General features: G+C 34.9%; 15 protein-coding genes and 1 tRNA gene. 7 read left to right on the forward strand and 9 right to left on the reverse strand.

Annotated features, from left to right (window positions below; translation table 11 throughout):
- Positions 1–174 precede the first annotated feature (174 nt).
- Complete coding sequence (locus tag PXD56_RS00440) at positions 175–4,938, forward strand: FG-GAP-like repeat-containing protein (RefSeq protein ID WP_276491392.1); 4,764 nt, start codon at positions 175–177, stop codon at positions 4,936–4,938.
- A 189-nt stretch (positions 4,939–5,127) separates the two neighbouring features.
- Here the strand turns inward: PXD56_RS00440 and PXD56_RS00445 are convergent, their stop codons facing one another.
- The 3 genes from PXD56_RS00445 to mce form a co-directional block, all read right to left on the reverse strand.
- Positions 5,128–5,664: a hypothetical protein gene (locus PXD56_RS00445; protein WP_276491393.1), complete on the reverse strand. Its 537-nt coding sequence runs from the start codon at positions 5,662–5,664 to the stop codon at positions 5,128–5,130.
- 269 nt (positions 5,665–5,933) lie between these two features.
- Positions 5,934–6,007: transfer RNA gene (locus tag PXD56_RS00450), tRNA-Ile, on the reverse strand.
- A gap of 134 nt (positions 6,008–6,141) precedes the next feature.
- Positions 6,142–6,546 carry a methylmalonyl-CoA epimerase gene (gene mce, locus PXD56_RS00455; RefSeq protein WP_276491394.1) on the reverse strand — a complete coding sequence of 135 codons (405 nt, stop codon included), beginning with the start codon at positions 6,544–6,546 and terminating at the stop codon, positions 6,142–6,144.
- 64 nt (positions 6,547–6,610) lie between these two features.
- On the opposite strand from mce, the gene rbfA reads away from it, so the two are divergent.
- Together rbfA and PXD56_RS00465 are read left to right on the forward strand one after the other, a co-directional pair.
- Positions 6,611–7,003 carry a 30S ribosome-binding factor RbfA gene (gene rbfA, locus PXD56_RS00460; protein WP_276491395.1) on the forward strand — a complete coding sequence of 131 codons (393 nt, stop codon included), beginning with the start codon at positions 6,611–6,613 and terminating at the stop codon, positions 7,001–7,003.
- 4 nt (positions 7,004–7,007) lie between these two features.
- Complete coding sequence (locus PXD56_RS00465; RefSeq protein WP_276491396.1) at positions 7,008–8,213, forward strand: ABC transporter permease; 1,206 nt, start codon at positions 7,008–7,010, stop codon at positions 8,211–8,213.
- Here PXD56_RS00465 and dusB read toward each other — a convergent pair.
- Positions 8,210–9,208, reverse strand: a complete 999-nt coding sequence (dusB, locus tag PXD56_RS00470; RefSeq protein WP_276491397.1) for a tRNA dihydrouridine synthase DusB — start codon at positions 9,206–9,208, stop codon at positions 8,210–8,212. The genes PXD56_RS00465 and dusB overlap by 4 nt on opposite strands.
- A 210-nt stretch (positions 9,209–9,418) precedes the next feature.
- Here dusB and PXD56_RS00475 point away from each other — a divergent pair, with 210 nt between their 5' ends.
- From PXD56_RS00475 to PXD56_RS00485, 3 genes are read left to right on the forward strand one after another with little or no spacing between them, the layout of a single operon-like run.
- Complete coding sequence (locus tag PXD56_RS00475; RefSeq protein ID WP_276491398.1) at positions 9,419–10,195, forward strand: prolipoprotein diacylglyceryl transferase family protein; 777 nt, start codon at positions 9,419–9,421, stop codon at positions 10,193–10,195.
- Positions 10,167–11,561, forward strand: a complete 1,395-nt coding sequence (locus tag PXD56_RS00480) for a radical SAM protein (RefSeq protein WP_276491399.1) — start codon at positions 10,167–10,169, stop codon at positions 11,559–11,561. The genes PXD56_RS00475 and PXD56_RS00480 overlap by 29 nt, the downstream gene beginning before the upstream one ends.
- Positions 11,558–11,752 carry a hypothetical protein gene (locus tag PXD56_RS00485; RefSeq protein WP_276491400.1) on the forward strand — a complete coding sequence of 65 codons (195 nt, stop codon included), beginning with the start codon at positions 11,558–11,560 and terminating at the stop codon, positions 11,750–11,752. The genes PXD56_RS00480 and PXD56_RS00485 overlap by 4 nt, the downstream gene beginning before the upstream one ends.
- A 6-nt stretch (positions 11,753–11,758) precedes the next feature.
- Here PXD56_RS00485 and PXD56_RS00490 read toward each other — a convergent pair whose 3' ends face one another.
- Positions 11,759–14,158 carry an outer membrane beta-barrel protein gene (locus PXD56_RS00490; RefSeq protein ID WP_276491401.1) on the reverse strand — a complete coding sequence of 800 codons (2,400 nt, stop codon included), beginning with the start codon at positions 14,156–14,158 and terminating at the stop codon, positions 11,759–11,761.
- 110 nt (positions 14,159–14,268) lie between these two features.
- The gene (locus tag PXD56_RS00495) at positions 14,269–16,671 is read right to left on the reverse strand and encodes an outer membrane beta-barrel family protein (protein WP_276491402.1); all 2,403 of its coding nucleotides are present in this window, start codon (positions 16,669–16,671) and stop codon (positions 14,269–14,271) included.
- 203 nt (positions 16,672–16,874) lie between these two features.
- Here PXD56_RS00495 and lepA point away from each other — a divergent pair, with 203 nt between their 5' ends.
- Positions 16,875–18,671: a translation elongation factor 4 gene (gene lepA, locus PXD56_RS00500; protein ID WP_276491403.1), complete on the forward strand. Its 1,797-nt coding sequence runs from the start codon at positions 16,875–16,877 to the stop codon at positions 18,669–18,671.
- A gap of 1 nt (position 18,672) precedes the next feature.
- On the opposite strand, the gene PXD56_RS00505 is transcribed toward lepA, so the two are convergent.
- From PXD56_RS00505 to PXD56_RS00515, 3 genes are read right to left on the reverse strand one after another with little or no spacing between them, the layout of a single operon-like run.
- Positions 18,673–19,437, reverse strand: coding sequence for a LytR/AlgR family response regulator transcription factor (locus PXD56_RS00505; RefSeq protein ID WP_276491404.1), 765 nt, complete (start codon positions 19,435–19,437; stop codon positions 18,673–18,675).
- Positions 19,438–19,447: 10 nt separating this feature from the next.
- On the reverse strand, positions 19,448–20,455 hold the full coding sequence (locus PXD56_RS00510) for a sensor histidine kinase (RefSeq protein WP_276491405.1): 1,008 nt from the start codon (positions 20,453–20,455) through the stop codon (positions 19,448–19,450).
- A 13-nt stretch (positions 20,456–20,468) separates the two neighbouring features.
- Entirely contained in the window at positions 20,469–22,835 is a 2,367-nt protein-coding gene (locus PXD56_RS00515) for an outer membrane beta-barrel protein (protein WP_276491406.1), read from the reverse strand.
- Positions 22,836–22,848 lie beyond the last annotated feature (13 nt).

Consider the following 22,848-nt stretch of genomic DNA (forward strand, 5'->3'; position numbering starts at 1 on the left):
ATCAAACAAAGATTATGTTAAAAGAAATGTTAATTTCTGATTGAGTAATCTGATAGGTGTATTATTGAGGAATTGGTTTTCTTAAAGGCAACCTACTTGATTTACACTTTCTTTAAGATTTATACTATCCTTAAAACAATTTCGTTTCTATTACAATCCAAATCCCAATGACTTATGAAAAAAAAGCTACTTGTTTTTTTCTCTTTTCTTTTTTCCCTCACAATATCGGCACAATTTAATTTTGAGGAACGAACTATCATAGATAATTCAAATTCAACAAATAACCCTACCTCCATATTTTCGACTGACCTAGATGGGGATGGGGACAATGATGTTCTTGCCTCGATAGGGGAAGATAACAAAATTGTTTGGTACCAAAATCTTGATGGGAAGGGAAACTTAAGTGCACAAAAAAAAATTAGCGTAGAAGTTGATGAACCACGTTATGTTTATGCTGGTGATGTTGATGGTGACGGCGATCTTGATGTTTTGTCTATTTCTAAATTGGATAATAAAACTGCCTGGTATGAAAATATAGATGGTTTAGGAAACTTTGGGGCGCAGCAATTAATTACAAATCAAGAAGCAGTTGCCATGTTGTCCCTAAAAGATATAGATGGAGATGGGGATAATGACCTTCTATTTTTATCAGATTTTGAAATTTCCTGGCTTGAAAATATAGACGGAAACGGAAGTTTCAGTAATAAAAGAATAATCGCTTCAAAGGTAACTCGCTTTTTTGGTTCTTTTTATTTAGCAGACATGAATAATGATGGTTTCTTAGATATAGTAGGCACTTCAAAAGGAGGTTTTAATACTGTCTTTTGGATTCAAAATGAGGATGGTTATGGAACTTATGGGAATTTAATAGAAATAGATAATACGGCACGAGGAGCGAAATTTGCAGAAACTGGCGATATGGATGGCGATGGCGATTTGGATATTGTTGCAGCAATACCTAATAACGATGATATTTTATGGTACGAAAATATAGATGGGTTAGGAACATTTACAAAGAAAGTAGTAACCTTGAATTTTGATAATGTTGCTATTGCACGCGTTGTTGACATAGATAATGATTCTGATTTAGATGTTATAGCTGGAGCTAACTATCTATACGGTGATGATATCGCATTGTATGAAAATATCGATGGCTTAGGCACGTTCAGACTAAAACAAATAGTCACGAACATTCCTAAAGGAGTAGTGTGGCTTGACACCGGAGATATGGATGGCGATAATGATATGGACATTTTACAGGCGTCATTCAGTAGTAATAATCTAGTTTGGTACGAAAATATAGACGGGTTGGGGGAGTTTGGCAAAGAAAAAATGATAACTAGAATTCCGAGCATACCGAGGTCTATTATTACCGTGGATATAGATGGTGATGGTGATGAGGATGTGGCATCTACGGGAATGGATGCACGTATTTCTTGGTACGACAACTTAGACGGAATTGGAACCTTTAGCCCTCAAAAAATAATAACATCAGGTTTATTACAGGCACTTTTTATTACGGCAGGGGACGTAGACCAAGATAATGATATAGATTTATTGGCAATCCATTCCTCCGTTGATTCAGGTAACATCTTGGTTTGGTATGAAAATACTGATGGGAATGGGAATTTTGACGAAGAAAAAGTGATTAAAGTTGGTCTTAACGCGTATGAAATACATATGGCGGATATGGATGGTGACACAGATATGGATATCGTCAGTAATTCAGAAATTGCTGAAATTGTTTGGTACGAGAATATAGATGGAAATTTTAGCACTAAACATGTAATACTACCCGACGCTAATGCAGCTACCATACTACCATTAGATATAGATAACGATGGCGATATTGATGTGGCATATGGAGTTGGCAACGCTACGCGTGGTGAATTTCAATGGGTAGAAAATATTGATGGTAATGGGAACTTTGGATCATTTAATCTGATATCACCATATGAGGGGTTTATTAGGCATATGACCTCAATAGATTTTGATAGTGATGGTGATTTCGACATCGTAGGAAGTTCAAATCAATTGAAATTATCTGAAAATAGAAATGGTCAAGGTCGTTTTAGTCATAAAAGTACTTTTCAGACATTTAGTTCCGTTGATGAATCAATAGGGGCTGATTTAGATGGTGATGGGAATATAGATGTTTTGTATATAAGTAGAGTGGATAGGAAAATAGCTTGGTATAAGAATCTGGATGGCACTAATTTCAGTGATGAAATGCTAATATTTAATCGGTCTCAAATTGGTGATATAGAGGTGACAGATATTGACAATGACGGTGATACTGACATTGTTCTAACTTCAATTACAGATGGCAAAATATCTTGGCTTGAAAACAAGGATAATGCAGAACCTCTAAATCTTACGGCAACACTTATTACACCCAATTGTAACGTTAGTGATAGTGCCACTATTCAAGTAGATGTCTCAGGTGGTTCAGTGCCATATAATTATACCCTATTAGATGAAAGTGGAACAGTTACTATAGTGCCGTATCAAACAACCAATCTTTTTGAAAACTTAGCAACAGGGCAGTATATAGTTCGTGTTATGGATTCTAATGATCAAGTAATAAATGATTCTTTTTCTGTTCCTGATTCAACGCCTATTGCCCTTGAACTTTTAGTTGATAAAGGAGAATGCTTAGTAGATCCAACAGATGGTATTTATAAGAGTGGGAGAATAAAAATAGAACCTATAGGAGGTATTCCGCCTTATCAGGCTTATATAGCCAGAACTTTCGGAGGCATTAGCAATCCTTCGGTTTCTGATCCTTTGTTGTATGAAGGTTTAGGACAGGGTATATATGAGGTTACGGTTATTGACGCTGGCGGTTGTTCCGTATTTGAAACTGTCCAAATATCAGATAGCAGTTGTGCCCCGGCTGAATTACAATTCACTACATCTATCGAAGTAAATGAAGGGTCACAGTCGCTAACCATTCCTTTTGAACTAACTGGCGAAATCACTGACGGTTTTACCGTAGATTTTACTATTAATGCCTTAACCGCTGAAAATACTACAGATTTCGATGGAACAAATGGTACCCTAACATTCGCAGGTACAGATGAGGAGATTCAGAATATTACTGTCTCTATAATTGACGATAATGCAATAGAGGCAAATGAGAGTTTCAACATCGTACTATCTAATCAAAGCTCAACAGATGTTTTACTTTTAGAGGATACGGTTATAGCTACAATTTCAGATAACGACCTAATACCTGGTAGCTCTGGTATCTCATTTGAAACTTCAAATATAGTTGTAGATGAAGATGCAGAATTTGCCACGCTAAATGTGACTCTAGTGGGTAATGTTCAAGAAAGTTTTACTATTGATTATTCAACAGTAGATAATGACGCACAGTCCGAAGAAGATTACATAACTACAAGCGGCAGCTTAACCTTCGCTGGTTTTAATGGGGAATTACAACAAATCTCCATCCCAATAGTTAATGACAACATTGCCGAAATTCAAGAAAATTTTTCGGTATCGTTATCCAATATTTCTACAACTTTAATCCCAATTATAGAAAATATTGCAACCGTTGCAATTAAAGATAATACTATAGCAACTCCTTTATCTATTACAAATTGGGAGCTATCAGTAATTACATGTAATGGAGCAAATGATGCTAGTATATTAGTTAACGTTTCTGGTGGTACGCCACCTTATAGCTTTTCTTTACAAGACCAAATGGGTAATACTATCGTAGATGCACATAATACCAACTATTTTGAAAATCTATCTAGTGGAGATTATTACATTTCAGTAGAAGATGCCACGAACGAAACAACTACAGGAACTTTGATCAATATATCAGAACCTACTATAATATCTGCTTCATATACTATTGGTAATGCATCGTGCTCAGCTACTGCAGATGGAACTGTTGAAATAATGGCTACAGGAGGTTTTGGTTCTTTTGAGTACAGTCTAGACGGTATTTCATTTAACTCAAATAATAGCTACAATAATTTAATGGCTGGCAATTACAACATATTCATTAGAGATTCAAATGGTTGTGTGCTATCAGACGAGTTCATAATCTCACTAAGTGACGGTGTAGATTATGATAACGACGGTATCTTTGATTCATGCGATGACGACATCGATGGAGACGGAGTCTTGAATATTAATGACAATTGTCCAGAAACTCCTTTGGGAACACAAGTAAACGCTACTGGTTGCGAAATATACACTTTACCGAACGATGCTATTAGCATACAAACAACTAGTGAGACCTGTGCATCTAGCGACAATGGCAGCATCTTGGTAACAACGGTTGAAAATTTAGACTACGTTGCCACATTAACCAATGCATCTAGTATTATAGCTAGTAAAGATTTTAGAAGTTTCGCCAGTTTTCAAAATTTAAATGCTGGCAGTTACGAGGTTTGTATAACGATAAAAGGAGAAACTGATTTTGAACGTTGTTTTACAGTTACTATAGATGAACCGGAGCCTTTGTCCGTTTCTGGTAAACTTGACCCATCAGGGAAGTCAATTACATTTAAAATGAGCGGTGGTGAAAGTTATTTTATAACTATCAATCAAGAAACGATTTCAACTGTACTTAACGAAATTACTTTACCTATTTACGATATTGAAAATGTCATCGAAGTAAAAACGGATAAAGATTGTCAAGGGGTATTCAATGATAACATCATAGTTAATACTTCTGAACTATTGATTTATCCTAATCCTGTTACAAATGGCGAATTATTTGTATCGCTACCCAATTCGCAAGATGAAAATACCTTAGTTGCTCTCTATACCGGTAATGGAAGTTTGGTTGTGCAAAATGTATTAAATTCAAACGAGACAACGCTTAGATTAAACGTTCAAGGATTAACATCAGGAATGTATAATTTAAAAATAGAAACTGATAATAAGACTGAATATCGCAGAATACTGATAAAATAAATTGACGGAGAATCCTTTCGAGATTATTAATAAGCGCTTGGAACGAATTGAACTTTTATTAAAACAATTAGTTCCTCTATCAACTGATGTGTATATTGTTTAAAAAAATGTCAACTTTCAAGGAAATGGAGGCGTATTTAATGGAGCATGTTTTTAGCAAAAAGAAAAAATAGTCGAACTTATTTATTACTAATAAAACCTAACCCCATTTATCGCTCTAGTTATAGCAGTGTATTGATATTTCAAAGACGGCATGTAAAAGCCGTTTACCAATACATAGTCCCATTTGCCCCTTTGGGCTTTGTTACAGGTGATTGAGTGTCCATAAGTAGCTCGTATTGCCCCTATGTATTTATCATCCCAAGGTTTCAAACTTACACGATAAACCATATTCCTCTTAAAACGCTCATGTCGTAAATTATTTTCTTGTCTAAGGGTTAAGCCTCCTGGATTAGTAATAGTTTCTAATAGAATATAATCATCGATTATTTCTTCTTCAACTTTTAGATTCTTAGAAACTAACTTTATTGCGGCGAAAGTCAAACCCGCAACATATTCAATATTGTTTAAGTTAACCTCCTTAACAGTTACATGATCTCCACTATATAATTGGCAACCATTTCTCTTCCAAGTCTGTGTTAACAATAACAAATCATCTACTTCTATCAATTTAGCATTATTACCATAAATTTTTGACCTAACCTTCCCATTGAACATTTTGTTCATATTATGTGTTGTTCCTATAGAAATAATGGAATCTTGACCATTTGCTAAATACCCTAAAACATAACTTCTCGAAGCGTCTTCTAGAGATATTTTAGGTATGCCGCTTAAGTACGCTATTGCGAATTAGATACTTTAGCTATGGTTATGATATATGAACATTTAAAAGAACTTTGCGAAGATTAGAATAAGACTCAGTAAAAATTCGCCCCCTTATTTGCCCCCTTAAAATAAAAAACCTCTCAAAAACAGATGTTCTGAGAGGTTTAATGTGGTCCCACCTGGACTCGAACCAGGGACCACCTGATTATGAGTCAGGTGCTCTAACCAGCTGAGCTATAGGACCGGTAACAATTCTATATGTTGTTCTGTAAAATCGTATTTAGATTTAAACCGGTGCTCAAACCAGTTATTACAAAACCCGCGAATTGCGGATGCAATATTACTACTTATTTTTAACTGTCACAAACAAAATAAAGCTTACTCTTTAATTTCTTGACATAACTCTACCAACACGCCATTTGCAGTCTTTGGGTGAACAAAGGCTACTAACTTATTATCGGCTCCTTTTTTTGGTTCTTCATTTAATAGCGTAAAGCCTTCTTTCTTCAATCGTGCCATTTCCGCTACAATATCGTCTACCTCAAATGCAACATGATGTATGCCTTCTCCCTTTTTTTCCAAAAATTTGGCAATAGGTCCGTCTGATTTTGTGGCGGCTAAAAGTTCTATCTTGTTAGGTCCGTTTTTAAAGAAAGATGTTAGTACACCTTCAGACAATACTTCTTCTTGTTTATACGAGGCTACACCCAATAGTTTCTCAAAAAGCGCATTAGAATCTTCCATGTTCTTCACCGCAATACCTAAATGTTCTATCTTTTTCATGCCTTATTTGCTTCAGTGTACATTATATAGGGGTTAAGATACAATTTCTATGTATTTTTGCGGTATGGAAACGCAAAGACAACGTAAAATAGCTGGGGTCATTCAGAAAGATATTGTAGACATTCTACAAAAGGCTGCCATTGATGGCGGACTACGCAATACGCTTATCTCCGTTTCTAAGGTTGCGGTGACTACAGATTTATCTATCGCAAAAATTTATTTGAGCATTTTCCCTAATGAAAAAGCGGGAGAATTGATGGAAGGTATCAAGTCTAACCAACCACTTATTAAACACGAACTTTCTCAGCGTACACGTAACCAATTACGTAGAGTACCTGAACTCTTGTTTTACCTTGATGATTCTTTAGATTACATTGAGAATATTGAAAAGTCATTGAAACGAGAAGAAAACCCTATAGAAAACAGAGATTTGTTAACTAAACGTAAAAAGAGCTGATCGGTTGAATTTTCCTCTTTATATCGCTAAAAGGTATGTACGTTCTAAAAGTACCCAGAACGCTGTCAACATCATTAATTTTATCACCTTTTTAGTTATAGTTATTGGCTCTGCTGCACTGTTTATTGTGCTTTCGGCTTTCGCCGGATTAAAAACTTTTAGCCTTTCCTTTACAGAATCTTTTGATCCAGATTTAAAAGCTTCTCCCGTAACCGGAAAGATTTTCACCCTTACTCCAGAACAAGAACAACGTTTGCAGTCTGTTGACGGACTAGCATTTTTCTCCAAAGAAATAGAAGAAAAAGTATCTCTTGAGCACCGCGGCAAAAACCATATTGCCTATATAAAGGGAGTTGATAGTAATTACACTAAAGTAACCGGAGTTGATAGTACTCTCTACATTGGCGATTGGACCATTAACGATACTCAAGTTGTTTCTGGTTTGGGTATTGCCAACATATTAGGAGTAACCATCAACCAGTTTCGTAGTCCTATGCAGATTTATGCTTTTAAGCCTGGCAAGGGTTCTATATCACAGCAAAGCATTTCATCGCTTTATAATCAATTACCAATGGTTATTGGTGGCGTATATGCTGTAGAGGCTGATTTGGATAATAAATATGTATTTGCCGATTTACGGTTGACACAGGCTTTGTTAGAAAAAGATTCACTCTCTATTTCCGGCATTAATTTTAAGATGGATGAAGGTGTTGAGCCTAGCGCCGTACGTGATGAAATTCAATCTATTCTGGGAGACAACGTACAATTGAAAAATAGACAGCAATTGAACAGTACGCTCTACAAAATGTTAAACACGGAAAATGTAGCAACGTATCTTATTTTCACCTTAGTACTTATCATTGCCCTGTTCAATGTGGTAGGTGCTATCATCATGATGATTTTAGATAAGCAACAAAATTCTAAAACGCTATATAGTCTTGGTACAACGATAAAAGAATTACGTAGAATATATTTTGTGCAAGGAATTCTGGTTACCGGTTTTGGCGGATTTATAGGTGTACTAATAGGTGTATTGATTGTTTGGTCACAACTTGCTTTTAGCTGGCTGAAGATTACGCCGTCGTTGGCTTATCCTGTGAAATTTGAATTCATCAACATTGCAATTGTATTGGCAACTATTATTGTACTAGGTATTATTGCTTCTAAGATTGCAAGTAGCCGTATCAATAAAAAACTGGTAGATCTTTAAACGTTTGTAAACTGATGGTCGCCAAACTTCTGCAACACCTCATCAAAAGCAGCAAATACTGATGCAGAATCATCACTAGTCACCATTTTCATACGATACTCCTTAAAATTAGGAATCCCTTTAAAGTAGTTTGTATAATGTCTTCTGGTTTCAAAAACACCTAAGATTTCACCTTTCCAATCTATAGACATTTGTAGATGACGACGAGCTGCTTCTACACGCTCTGCCATAGTTGGGGGAGCTAAATGTGTACCTGTTTCAAAAAAGTGCTTTATTTCTCTAAAAATCCAAGGGTAGCCAATACTTGCACGACCGATCATGGCGCCATCCAATCCGTATTCATCACGCATTTTCATAGCTGTCTCCGGGGAGTTTACATCACCGTTACCAAATACAGGTATATGCATTCTAGGGTTGTTCTTCACGTCTCTAATAGGGTTCCAATCTGCACTTCCCTTATACATTTGAGCACGTGTTCTACCATGAATTGCAATTGCGGCACAACCTACATCTTGTAAGCGTTCTGCAACCTCAATAATTTTAATACTACTATCGTCCCAACCCAATCTTGTTTTTACGGTAATAGGCAATTTGCTATGTTCTACCATAGCCTTGGTCAAAGAGACCATTAAATCAATGTCCTTTAAAATTCCGGCTCCGGCTCCTCTTGATACTACTTTCTTAACAGGGCAGCCAAAATTAATATCAATAATATCGGGCTTAGACTTTTCTACAATCTCTACAGATTGCAACATACTATCTAAATTGGCACCAAATATTTGAATACCTACCGGACGCTCCTTTTCATAAATATCCAATTTCATGACACTTTTAGCTGCATCACGAATTAATCCTTCCGATGAAATAAATTCTGTGTATACCACATCTGCTCCCTGCTCTTTACAAAGGGCGCGAAACGGCGGGTCGCTCACATCTTCCATCGGTGCTAAAAGCAACGGAAATTCTGGTAATTGTATGTCTCCTATTTTTGGCACTGGTATCTTCTATTTTTCGGGTGCAAAGTTATATAAAAATACGTGAAGGGCATTTCATGTTGTTTTTGATATAAGACAGTGTTCTACCACCTAATTTAATGCACTTAGCCTTTACTTTGAGTTAATACGGTAAATTAGTGCTTGATTAGGTTTTGTTCCACAATAAAAACTTAATCTTTTTAATTATTTTCAGATGGTAATTTTATGAGCATGTCCCTACTTATTGTTTCGCTACCATTTGAGCCAGTTGTGTTCGGTGTAAAACTAAACATGCATCTTATTCTAGAATATTTGGCATTCTTTATTGGCTTTAGATATTATGTTTTTCTACGAAAAAAAAGCACCGATGTCATTTCATCAAACAACAGACTCTCCATAATTATAGGTGCGGTTTTTGGAGCTTTATTTCTGTCTAGGTTAGTAGCATTTTTTGAGAACCCAGTAGCGCATATTCAAGAAGGTTGGCTGTATAACTTGAACAATAAAACCATAATGGGCGGTCTCTTTGGTGGTTTACTGGGCGTTGAATTGGTTAAGAAGATTATTGGCGAGAAGCACTCTTCTGGAGATCTGTTTACATTACCTATTATCTTAGGTATAATCATTGGCAGGGTTGGTTGTTTTTTAGCAGGTATTAAAGAATTTACCTTTGGAAAAGAAACTACCTTTTTTACAGGAATAGATTTAGGTGATGGTCTTCTTAGACACCCTATTGCATTATATGAAGTGGTATTTTTAATTTTTCTATTTGTTATTATCCAAAGACTTCAAAAATCAACGATTAAGCATAGAAACGGAGACCTTTTTAAGCTATTTATGGTCAGTTATTTCTCCCTACGTTTCTGTATCGAATTTCTAAAACCAAACAGTTTTTATACCCTTGGTCTAAGCAGCATTCAAATATTATGTTTAATTTGTTTGGTTTACTACTATAAATTTATCCTACGGGGAATTACTTATGTCCGAAAAAAACTATACGTATTATGATTTCACATTAAGCCTTTGCCCAGAATGTTTACGACGGGTAGATGCTAAAATCGTTTTTGAAAACGAAAAAGTATACATGCTAAAAAATTGCAAAGAGCATGGTAGATCTAAAGTACTTATAGCTGATGATATTGAATATTATAAGAACATAAGAAACTATAATAAGGCTTCTGAATACCCTAAAACATTTAACACACAAACACATTACGGTTGCCCATATGACTGTGGTCTGTGCCCTGATCACGAGCAACATTCTTGCCTAACGGTTATTGAACTTACAGACCGCTGTAACCTTACCTGCCCAACTTGTTATGCAGGGTCTTCACCAACTTATGGCAGACATAGAACTCTTGAAGAAATCAAGAAAATGCTCGACGTTATTGTAAAAAATGAAGGCGAGCCAGATGTGGTTCAGCTTAGTGGTGGTGAGCCTACCATACATCCTAACTTTTTTGAAATATTAGACTATGCAAAATCGCTCCCTATTCGGCATTTAATGTTAAATACTAATGGAATTAAAATTGCGAAAGATTTTGAATTTGCAAAGCGATTAGCCACCTATGCACCAGATTTTGAAGTGTATTTACAGTTTGATTCTTTAGACAACCAAGTTCTGCAAACTTTACGTGGTGCAGATTTGGCAGATATTCGTTTACAGGCATTGGAGCACCTGAACAAGTTGAACCTATCTACGACACTAGTTGTTGTTCTACAAAAAGGATTGAACGACCATGAAATGGGAGACACCATAGATTTTGCACTAAAGCAAAAATGTGTACGCGGAGTTACTTTTCAACCCACCCAAATAGCAGGTAGATTAGAAAACTTTGAAGTGGATGAAAATCGAATTACCTTGACAGAAGTTCGCCGTAATATATTAGAACAATCGCCCATTTTTGAATCGGACGATCTAATACCCGTACCCTGTAATCCTGATGCATTGGTGATGGCATATGCTCTAAAATTAGGCGATGAGGTAAACCCGCTAACCAGGTTCATAAACCCAGATGATTTACTGAACGAAGGAAAAAACACCATTATCTACGAGCAAGACGAGCAATTACACGGTAAAATGATCGAACTTTTCAGTACTGGAAACTCGGTTGAAAAAGCATCGGAAAACTTGAAGAGTATTATGTGCTGCCTACCTGAAATTGATGCTCCAGAACTTGGCTATGACAATCTATTTCGCATCATTATCATGCAGTTTATAGATGCCCATAATTTTGATGTCCGCGCCATTAAGAAATCTTGTGTACACATTGTAAACAAAGATTATAAAATTATCCCCTTTGAAACTATGAACTTGTTTTATAGGGATGATAAGATTGAACGACTAAAGGAACTACAAAACGAAACGATATGATTTTAGAAGGCAATTTAGATGGTCTAGCAACCTTTTTGTTTCTTATAATGTTTGGTCCGGCAATAGTGTTCATTCTTATAGGTGCCGTTTTATTTTATCATAAGAAGAAAAAAGCGGGTAAAGTATTTATGATTTTAGCAGGAGTGTATTGCCTTATCAGTGTTGGTATATGTGGAGCAATGATGGCCTAACATGTTTTATAATCGCTTGCTCTCATCAGTATCCTTATTTTTAGAATTATCGCGAATTTTCGTATTCCCAAACTTATATCTAAAGCCCACTACCAATAACCTATTCTCTATCCGTGTAGCCGTTGTATTTTTCTGATCCAAATAATTTCTTCTTGAGAAATTATTGCCATTATTAAATATGTCTTGAACACCTAAAGAAATGCTTATGTCCTTATCCATAAAGGTTTTCCTAAATGACACCCCAACCTTACTAAAGGAATCAAACTTTGCATTACCACTAATAAATGGAGAATAATACAGATACGTTACATCAGCAAAAAGTGATTCATCTTTTAATAAGGTAAAGTAATTATTTGCCCTTATTGAGGTTAACCAGACCGAATTTTCAACAAGGCTATTGGTCTCCACATCTGTAAAGCTATCCTTGTCATAGTACTGCCTTAATAGAAAATAAAGATACCAATATGAAGTAAACTGTTTTGAAACACTAACATCATAACCATAATTATAATTTGTTTCCAAATTAATATACCTTGTTACAAGTGTATTGTTCTCATTGTCTTGGGTTATCTGTTGTGCGACATCACTAGATCTTCTATTAACAAATAATACCAATTTGTAATCGCGATCAAACACATAATCGAACTGAACATAATGATTATAAGATGGTTTCAAATTGGGGTTTCCTTCAAAAAGGGAATTCGCAGATATGTAAAATTGAAAAGGATTAATACTACTATATCTTGGTCTTCTTATTCTTCTGTAATACTTTAAATAAAAAGCATTTTTCTCTTTCTTATATGATAACGACATATTAGGAAACAAGTTCAAATAGGAAGTTTCATTTAATGAAGAAAGAGCGTCTAAGCTCGCTTTTGTGTTGGTATACTCGGCACGTAGTCCTAAGTTTAATTTCCACTTTTCCCAATTGTTGTTTAAACTAACATATCCAGCATATATTTCTTCATCATAATTAAATATACCCGAACCTGTTGGAGATATGCCTTCTGCCATTTCATCAAAACCAGACTGCGATATATTTGATTCTGAATTAATAATGGCAACCTTTACCCCGGTTTCCATAGTAGACTGCTTGGAAAATGGTAGAGTGAGGTCTGTTTGCGCACTAAAAAGATTAATAATTTGATCGGTATTAACCACCAAGGTATTTTCAGAAGTGTTATCTGTAATTCCCTGTACAATAGTATTGTTTAGTTCTTGATCTTGCTTAGAGTCGTAATATGTAAAATGTAGGTTTGAACTTATTTCTGCACCATCATCATTTAATTTATGAATCCAATCTAAATAGTTAGATGAATTATATGTATCATCATCTATAACGTTTAAACCGTCTAGCTGGGCTAATAAATTTCCTTCCGTATTCTCTATATCGGTTATTGAAAAGTAATTTGTAATTCCGTCTGGCGATAAACTAGAGGTAGAGGTAAGGCTAATGGTATTCTTTTCATCTATTTGAACATCTAAGAATAGATTTAGGTTGTGACTATTTTTATTGCCAATTAATTTCTGTTCCGCTGACCAAATCTCGCTTTCTTCACCATTTTCAAAATATGTGGTAATATCAGAATATCTAGTCCAGTTTCTATTATGGCTAAAGCTATAATTTGTAGTAAAATCTACCTTTTTACCTTTAAAAAAATGGTCTGTACCAAAAGTATGTTTTGGTAATACCCCTTGTGTATATTTATTAAATATTGCTCCGTTATATCCAGCAATGAGGTTTTTTTTCATTTTAATATCTATAAGCAAACCACCCTCTGCACTGTATTTCGCAGGGGGACTAGTAATGACCTCAATAGATTCTACATTACTGGCAGAGCTTCCGGTAAGAAGATTAATAATATCATCTTCTGGCAAGTTTACCCGCTTTCCATTAATCATAATAGTTACATTAGGGCTACCATTGATATATAAACGGTTGTTCATTACCATAACTCCTGGGGTACGTTTTAAAACATCCCAAATATCACCATCTGAAAGTGCTGTATTTTCAATATTGAATATATGTCTATCGGCAAGCTGTTCTATAACTGGTTTTTTTTGAGTTACAACCACCTCATCTAATTCTTGTGAGCTTTGTAATATAAGTGGTTCTATCTCCATGCTATCAGCTATGGAAAGCAATTCACTTTCTACAGTATTTGCTATATAACTAGCGACTACACGGTAGTTGCCAGTGGTGACGGACTTAATTTCATAAGCTCCTTGATCATTTGTGACCGTTCCTTTAATAAACTCACCATCCTCACTTAATAAAATGATATTGGCAAGAACAACAGGTGCTTGGTTATCGTCCACTACAAAACCACTAATAATAAATTCTTGAGAAAACGCTAAGGAAAACGTAAGACAAAAAAGAAGCGTTAATAATAATTTTCTAAGCATTTAGTGTTCGTATTCTAACTAAATGTAGGAAAGTAATATTGAATTATCTTACAATTTATTTATGTTTTTCTTAACTAAAAAATAAAAGGCTGATTATTAACCCGTTATAGTTAATCGAGACGTTCACGTTCTATTTTATCTATATCACGTTGGTTGTCTTCTAAGCGAAAATTACCAAAGTTGTACGTGAAGCCAAATTTTACATATTGGGTTTCAGGAACCGTCAGATACCCATTGTCTTGATTTAAATATTTAGAAGATACATACCCATTGTATTTACCTAATAAGTCATTAGCACTTACACTTAAAACTGCTCTATTATCTAGAAATGATTTTCTCAGCCCTACGGTTAAATTTGTAGTCTCTTCTTGAATAAATGATCCTTGTAACCAGCCAGATAAATAAACTAAACCTAATTCTCCTTTAAATGTTCCATCTTTAGAAAGGGTCAAATAATTGGTTAGGTCAACATAAGCTCCATTAAAATCATTTTTATAAGAATATTCATCGCTCTGTAATGCTATAAAAGATTCTTCTTCATGAAAAAGAGAAATATAGCTGTACAAATACCAATTGTTAGTGATTGATTTACCATAAGAAAAATCAAAGCCGTAAGAGGTGCTTTCTAGAACATTCTGTGTAATATCCCTTAAAACAAAATTATCATTGTCTTGAAAAGTAAGTGTAGAAATATACATGCCATTATCTCGATAATAGAAATCAAAATAATACTCTTGATTTAAAGTATAGTTCAAATTAAAATTATGACTAAAACTAGGTCTTAAGTTAGGATTGCCTTCTTCGAAAGTACGTTCATTAATATATGTTCTAAACGGATTTAAATCTTCATATCTAGGACGTTCTAACTTTCTAGAATAATCAAAAGCAAGACTATGGTGGTCATTAATAGTATGAAGTATGTACAACGAGGGAAATAGTTCAAAATAGCTAAGATTATTAATAGTCGAAATATTTACTGAAAGCCCTGAACTCTCTGTGTGCTCTGCTCGTAAACCTGTTTTAATACTCCAGTTTTCCCAATCTTTAGAAAAATTAAAATAACCGGCGTATACACTTTCATCATACGTATAGTCATCAGATAAATTTGGGACAAACTCTGATCCATTATTTTGTAAAAAATACTCTAGCTTACTTTCAGAATCAATAAAAGAGCCTTTTACCCCTGTTTCAAAAAATACACTGCCTAAATAATCAGTGTAATCTATTTGAGCTGTTTTTATTTCTATCTGCTGATCGGCAATAGTTGAGAAATTAAAATCCCTCAAAAATGACCCGTTAGGTTGAAAATAATCTGAGTTTACATCTTGATTTCGGTCTAAATCAAAATTTGTATAGTGCGCATTTACAGATAAGTTTGCCTGATCTTTAAATTGATGTTTGAAAGTAAGGTCGCCAGAAATATTGTTCTTTTTTTCACTAAAAAAACTACCGGTCGTAAATAAAGAATCTAAAGCCCCTACACTATTTTTAATTGTAGTTTCTTGGAAAAAATCAGCATCCTTTTTTGGTTGAAACTGTGCGTTACTAGTTAAACTTAGTGAGTTCTTGTCATTGAATTCATAATCTACCGACACCCCTGCGCTATGGGTATTAGTGCGTATAACTTGATCAAAATCTGTATCCCAAATAGAAACAATACCACTATCACCCATATAGTTGGTGTTATTTAGGGTATTCTTAAATTCTTTTTTGGGCGTGAAATTATAGCTTGCGTTTACATTTAACTTTTTGGTCTTGTAAAAATGAGATGTTCCAAAATTGTACTTAGGAAATACCCCTTGTGTATACCCAGCATTTACATTCCCCTTATACCCTACAGATAGATTTTTACTGGTAACGATATTTAAAATAGAACCCCCTTCGGCATCATAACTCGCTGGTGGATTATGAATAACCTCAACAGATTTTATATTTTCACCTTGGTAATTTTCTAGAAGGCTTCTTACCTCTTCAGAAGAAAGTTGAACTTTGCGGTTATTGATATAAACGGTTGTTGCCTGGTTTCTAACTTTCAGTTCATCATTCATCATAATTACGCCGGGCGTTTGACGAAGAATATCCCACGAGCTATTCTGAGAAATAACCGTATTTTCTACATTAAAAACAATGCGATCAACCTCTCTTTTTACCACAGGTTTATTGCTAGTTACGGTGACCTCATTCAATTGTTCCGCTTGCTGCTCAATTATTACAGCTCCAATTTTAGTATCCTTTAAAATCTCAATCGCTAAGTTTTCTGAGGTTTGACCTACATAAGACGCTTGTAAAAAATAGAGCCCCTCTGCAACATTAGAGAACACAAATACACCGTTTTCATCGGCAGAACTTCCTTTGACCAATGCAGAGTCTGTAACGGTCAATAGAAATACAGAAGCAAATGCTACGGGTTCTTGGTATTGGTCTTTAACCTCACCTTTTAATTCAAAGGTTTGACTATACCCAAAATTGGACATGCCTATGCAAAAGAATAAAATAACTGTTAGTAGTTTCAATGGTGACTCGGGGTTTGTAATCAAATCTAACTAAAAAAACGTTGTAATTTTCTACAATATATGTAATCCTAACTAATCTATGCAATAATAAATAGCATAGCACACTAAAGTTTAGCGCTATAAATTAGATTATATTTGCAACTGCTCTTTAGTGCCGGGCGTTATTCTTGGTATAAATTAGCATTATTATTACCGTTACCGCTATGAAAAACATTAGAAACTTCTGCATTATTGCACATATTGACCATGGTAAAAGTACCTTGGCAGATAGACTGTTAGAGTTTACCGGATCTGTTACTGATCGAGAGAAAAAGGAACAGCTACTGGACAGTATGGATCTTGAAAGAGAACGTGGTATCACTATAAAAAGTCACGCCATCCAAATGGATTATACCTATAAGGGTGAGCAATATATATTAAACTTAATTGACACCCCTGGTCACGTAGATTTCTCATATGAGGTTTCTAGATCTATTGCGGCTTGTGAAGGTGCATTGTTAGTTGTAGATGCAGCGCAAAGTATTCAAGCACAAACGATATCTAATTTATATTTAGCCCTAGAGAACGACCTAGAAATTATACCTGTTTTAAACAAGGTAGATTTACCAAGTGCCAACCCAGAAGAGGTGACAGATGACATTGTTGATCTTTTAGGTTGTGATGCAGAAGAGGTTATACCTGCATCTGCAAAAACCGGTATTGGTATTGAAGAAATATTAGCAGCTATAATTGACCGTATTCCTGCACCACAAGGTAACCCAGACGAAGCATTACAGGCTTTGGTCTTTGATTCTGTTTATAACCCGTTTAGAGGTGTTGAAACATATTTTAGAGTTATTAACGGTGAAATTAAAAAAGGACAAAAGATAAAATTTGTAGCTACCGACAAGGACTACTTTGCCGATGAGGTTGGTACTTTGAAGTTGACCCAAGAAGTTAAGAAGAGTGTAAAAGCAGGAGATGTTGGTTACTTAATAACAGGAATAAAAGATGCTCGTGAGGTTAAAGTGGGTGATACGATAACCGATGCGGCCAACCCTACCAAAAATGCTATTGAGGGATTTGAAGATGTTAAGCCAATGGTATTTGCAGGTATTTACCCTGTTGATACCGATGAGTTTGAAGAGTTACGTGCATCAATGGAAAAATTGCAGTTAAATGATGCCTCTCTTGTGTTCGCTCCAGAAAGTAGTGCTGCTCTAGGATTTGGTTTTAGATGTGGTTTCTTAGGAATGCTACACATGGAAATCATTCAAGAGCGTTTGGAACGTGAATTCAATATGACGGTAATTACTACGGTACCCAATGTTAGTTATCATGCATTCACTAGAAAAGATCCTGAAACACCTATTATTGTTAACAACCCTACAGATTTACCAGATCCATCTGGGATTGATCGTGTAGAAGAACCATATATTAAAGCTACGATTATTACAAAATCTGACTTTGTTGGTAATGTAATGTCTTTATGTATAGAGAAAAGAGGTCTAATTACGAACCAAACGTATTTGACCACAGAACGTGTTGAACTTAATTTTGACATGCCTTTGGCAGAAATAGTTTTTGATTTCTATGACAGACTTAAAACGGTTTCTAAAGGCTATGCTTCTTTTGATTATACGCCAATTGGCATGCGTACTTCTAAATTAGTGCGAGTAGATATTCTTTTAAACGCTCAACCAGTTGATGCCCTATCCGCCTTAATTCATGCAGATAATGCCGTCCATATTGGTAAAAAAATGTGTGAAAAGCTAAAGGAACTGATACCAAGACAACAGTTCGATATTCCTATTCAAGCAGCTATTGGTGCAAAAATTATCTCTAGAGAAACTACTAAAGCTTTGCGTAAAGATGTAACGGCTAAATGTTATGGTGGTGATATCTCACGTAAACGTAAGCTTCTTGAAAAGCAAAAGAAAGGTAAAAAACGTATGCGTCAAGTAGGTAATGTTGAAGTGCCACAAGAAGCTTTTATGGCGGTATTGAAATTGAACGATTAAATTACTCTAGCCACTTTCTAAAATCTGAGGTGCTTGAAGTACTTGTCATTGCCTTTTCTGTACATCCTTTTATAGTGATGAGCAAACGGTTTTTAAAGTGACTCTCTATTTGCGCTATAAAATCTATATGTACAATTTGGCTACGATTAATTTTAAAGAACTTTTTGGGTGGTAGCTGTTGAACTATACTCCCAATTGTTTGCGATATGGGGTGTCGTTTGCCTTCTTGATCTACTGCAATGCAGAAATCTCCAGAAGCCTCTATCAAACTAATATCAGAGGTGTTCAGTAGTTGAATACCATTGGGTCGTTTTATCACAAATCGTTTCTTATAATTGGTCTGCTCTTCTTGTAGCGCCGTTTTTAACGCACTTAATGTTTCATTGCTTAGTTTACTATTGTATTCTCCCTGCTTAAAAAGAGAATTATACTTTTCTAGGGCTTTTACGAAATCTGCATTCGTGTATGGTTTTAAAATGTATGCAATACCGTTGGTATTAAATGCCTGAAATAAATAATTATCATAGGCGGAACAGAATATTATAGGGCAATTCACTTGAACTTCATTGAACAAATCAAAGGAAATACCATCTAACAACTTTATATCGGATAAAATAAGGTCATAAGAATTAACTTCTAAAAGAGTTTTACCTTCTACGATAGATCTAGCCCAATGATTAGTTAAGGCTGCATCAAAAAACGTTTTAAGATGACTTAATAGTTTTTGATATGCCGGGATTTCATCCTCTAAAATTAAAAGTTTCATGCGCCTCTAATTAGTTACTTAATTTAATAATTGGAATTGAAATTTTAAACTCCGTATCGCTTTCCTCTATTTTAGGTGTTTCTACTGAGAGTAATTGATATCTAGCCTTTAAGTTGATGAGCCCCGTACCCAAACTATCGTTGGTTGTTATAACTTTTGATTTGTTATTTACTACCGTTACCCAATCTTCATCAATGGCTATGCTTGTTTGTACTTTTTTTTCTCCTATTACCTTATTATGCTTTACCACATTTTCCAATAACGCCTGTATAGCACCTGTTGGTAAAAATTTGTTCGAAAAGTCGATGTTCTTATTGATGTGAAAACTATAATCATCACCAAAACGCGTTTGAATCAAGAACATATAATTATCCGCTAAATTCATTTCTTCAGACAGCTCCATGACCTCAGCGTCTTTTGTTTGAATTAAGTATCTGTAGATTAAAGAAAGACGATTTATATATTCCTTTGCCTTATCAGCATTACTATCTATTAAGGCATCTAGAGTGTTGAGATTATTAAAAAGAAAGTGCGGGTCTAGTTGCGAACGTAGAAGTTTTAGCTCATTTTCTTTTTGTTGTTTTTGAATTTTTACAACTTGGGTTTGGCTTTCATAAAACTTTTTGGTTAATAATATTCCCAAGGGAATACCAACATTATCTGCACCGGCAAAAAGACCGTTTAGTAGCGCTTTGTGCCAAATAGGATAAGTACTACAATCATTTTCACATGACCAATACCCGGCAAGATTCTCAATGAAGCCAGTAACGGTTAATATTATAATTGCCAAGCTTATCAATAGAAAGTAGTTCGTTTTCTTCAATAAGAAATTTGGCAACAACCAATACATAAACAACCCAATAGCAATGCACGCCATTACTATATATGTTGGAATATCAACTATGTACTCTAACAAATCATTACCATAAACATAATACTGCCATACATTAAAAAGAGATGTTACCCCAATAATAATACCCAGCAATATAAAGTCTGACCTGTTTAGTTTCGTATTCATCTAATGCGCTGCGTTAATTGTCTTGTTTAATACGGTCTTGTTCTTCTTTTGAAGCATTTCCTCGTTTTTTATCTTTCCCAAACTTTGACCCAAAACTATAGTTCAATTGTAAAAATACATTGTTTCTTGCCCAATTAGAAACCACCGTTGCATCTACATTATCATAGCTTACACTACCGGTAAAAGGTCTTTGAATCAACTCTTCATACTCTAAACTAACCTTTAATTTATCATCGAGAAAACTTTTACTTATTGCAATATCAATACCGGCTAACCACTCATATTCAATAATACCTTCTAAACCGCCAGAAGTATAATAGCCTGATATTTCTGAATTGATTTCCCAAGGTAATTCATACTCGGCGCTAGTAAACCAGGTAATACTCCATTTAGACAAATCTAGCTCAGGATCTAGATTTTCTGATGCATAACGATTATGATTAGCAATCACACCCGTATAACCATCCAATCCGTTAATAAAACTTAAGGGGGCAAAAAGACTAAAATTCCAATTTTCATTCTTTGCCAAATTGATCATCGTTCTTGAAGTTTCTGCAGATGTATCGTTCTGGGTAATTATTTCAAATAACTGATCTGAAGTTTCTCTATAACTTATATTAAAAAACGGTTGATTTTCATACGTCAAATTAAACTGATAGCTATTTGTAAAAGCAGGTTTTAAATTAGGGTTCCCTTCTTCAAAAGTAAACGGATCGTAGAAGTACACAAATGAATTTAAAGAGCTGTATGATGGTCTGCGAATACGATAACTGTATGCAAGATTAGCGCTGATCTCTTCTGTAATTTCTCTACTAACACTTGCACTTGGAAAAAGCTTTGATATTTTTCTAGTTCTTGTCTCGCCTGTAGTTGTTGCCGTACCCTCTGTATCGCTTTCTTCCCAACGCAATCCGCCAGAAAAACTCCATTTATCAACCTTTACATTTAATTTTGAATACAAGGCTACTATTGTTTCGTCTACCAAAAACCTATTACTCTCCGCTGGCTGAAATTGAAAAACTCCTTCGTCATCTTCGGTTAAAGATTGTAAATCGCTGTCAGATTCCACATCTGAAAATTTTGCGCCGGCATTCCAAGAGAAATTTTCATTAACCGTACGTTTATAGTCGGTTTTATAGGTGTTGATCTTATAGGATGCATCTTGAAAATAGCGCCTATTATCATAAGGTAGTTGCGATGTTCCTACCTGAAATAGATTGTTTTCATTATCATACCCATAGTCCACAAAATTATAATCTAACACTAATTTATTTTTGTCATCTTTAAACTCATAATACGGATTCAAAGATTTAATGTTTCTATTTCTATCGAAACTATTGTCGGTCAACAAAGTAATATCTGATGTTGGGTTTGATATTGTTGTATTGTTATTAGATATTCTGTCAGAATCGCTATTGACTATTCTACCACTCACACCTATAGAATGCTGTTCTGTTAAGTAATAATCCAAACCTGCACCAACATTAATAATTATAGGATCAAAAGCAGACTTTGAGGTTTGCTTATAGGTGTCATCCAATACTTTTCTTGACAGCGTTAAATCATCTCTAGAAGTAGATTTTCTATACCCAGCGCTTAATTGCCAGTTAAGTTTGTTTTTATAGCTCGCCACCGAAGCACTTGTGGCATATTCAAACCTATTCTCATATCCTACCATTTGCTTAACATTACCATGCGTGCCTAGTTTTACATTATTCTTTAAAATAATGTTTAGTATTGGTCCGGCACCCTCGGCATCATATTCAGAACCTGGTTGTTGTATTAATTCTACTTTAGAAATATTGTCAGCTGGCAAATCTCTCAACAAACTTGCGGTATCCATATAATCTGTAGTCTTGCCGTTGATCAGTATTCTAATATTACCCTGACCGGCATAACTTACATTACCATTGGTCAATATGATACCGGGAACCTTTTTTACAACATCCTGAAGATTGGTATTCACCATATCTGAATTTTCAAGATTTACTATAAGTTTTTCTGCAGTCTGCTTAATTTGTGGTCGTTTACTTTTTACAACAACCTCATCTAAGTTTTGGGTTTCTTCTTGTAAAGTAAAATCAACTTTTAAATTTGATTCTGATAATTGAAGTTCATCAGATTTTTTGGTTTCGAACCCTAATACCGATACTTCAATCACATAAATACCATTTGCAATGTTTTCAAATATGAAAGCTCCATTATCATTACTAATTACACCGGTAACCGCTTCTTCTTTTCCTACTTCATAAAGTATGATGTTGGCAAAAGAAAGAGGTGTTTCTAATGTGTCCGTGATAGTACCGTTGATTGTGTTCTGTGCAATAGTAACAGCTGTGATGAATAGTGCTACTGTTAAAAAGGTTAATTTAAATTTCATGACTGATTGTTTT

This window comes from Maribacter zhoushanensis (assembly GCF_029350975.1).
Classification (GTDB): domain Bacteria; phylum Bacteroidota; class Bacteroidia; order Flavobacteriales; family Flavobacteriaceae; genus Maribacter; species Maribacter zhoushanensis.

Excerpts from the sequence above, each read along its gene's own strand:
- PXD56_RS00440 (WP_276491392.1), top strand. The coding sequence starts at position 175 with ATGAAAAAAAAGCTACTTGTTTTTTTCTCTTTTCTTTTTTCCCTCACA.
- PXD56_RS00445 (WP_276491393.1), bottom strand. The coding sequence starts at position 5,664 with ATGAACAAAATGTTCAATGGGAAGGTTAGGTCAAAAATTTATGGTAAT.
- mce (WP_276491394.1), bottom strand. The coding sequence starts at position 6,546 with ATGAAAAAGATAGAACATTTAGGTATTGCGGTGAAGAACATGGAAGAT.
- rbfA (WP_276491395.1), top strand. The coding sequence starts at position 6,611 with ATGGAAACGCAAAGACAACGTAAAATAGCTGGGGTCATTCAGAAAGAT.
- PXD56_RS00475 (WP_276491398.1), top strand. The coding sequence starts at position 9,419 with ATGTCCCTACTTATTGTTTCGCTACCATTTGAGCCAGTTGTGTTCGGT.
- PXD56_RS00480 (WP_276491399.1), top strand. The coding sequence starts at position 10,167 with ATGTCCGAAAAAAACTATACGTATTATGATTTCACATTAAGCCTTTGC.
- PXD56_RS00485 (WP_276491400.1), top strand. The coding sequence starts at position 11,558 with ATGATTTTAGAAGGCAATTTAGATGGTCTAGCAACCTTTTTGTTTCTT.
- PXD56_RS00490 (WP_276491401.1), bottom strand. The coding sequence starts at position 14,158 with ATGCTTAGAAAATTATTATTAACGCTTCTTTTTTGTCTTACGTTTTCC.
- lepA (WP_276491403.1), top strand. The coding sequence starts at position 16,875 with ATGAAAAACATTAGAAACTTCTGCATTATTGCACATATTGACCATGGT.
- PXD56_RS00505 (WP_276491404.1), bottom strand. The coding sequence starts at position 19,437 with ATGAAACTTTTAATTTTAGAGGATGAAATCCCGGCATATCAAAAACTA.
- PXD56_RS00510 (WP_276491405.1), bottom strand. The coding sequence starts at position 20,455 with ATGAATACGAAACTAAACAGGTCAGACTTTATATTGCTGGGTATTATT.
- PXD56_RS00515 (WP_276491406.1), bottom strand. The coding sequence starts at position 22,835 with ATGAAATTTAAATTAACCTTTTTAACAGTAGCACTATTCATCACAGCT.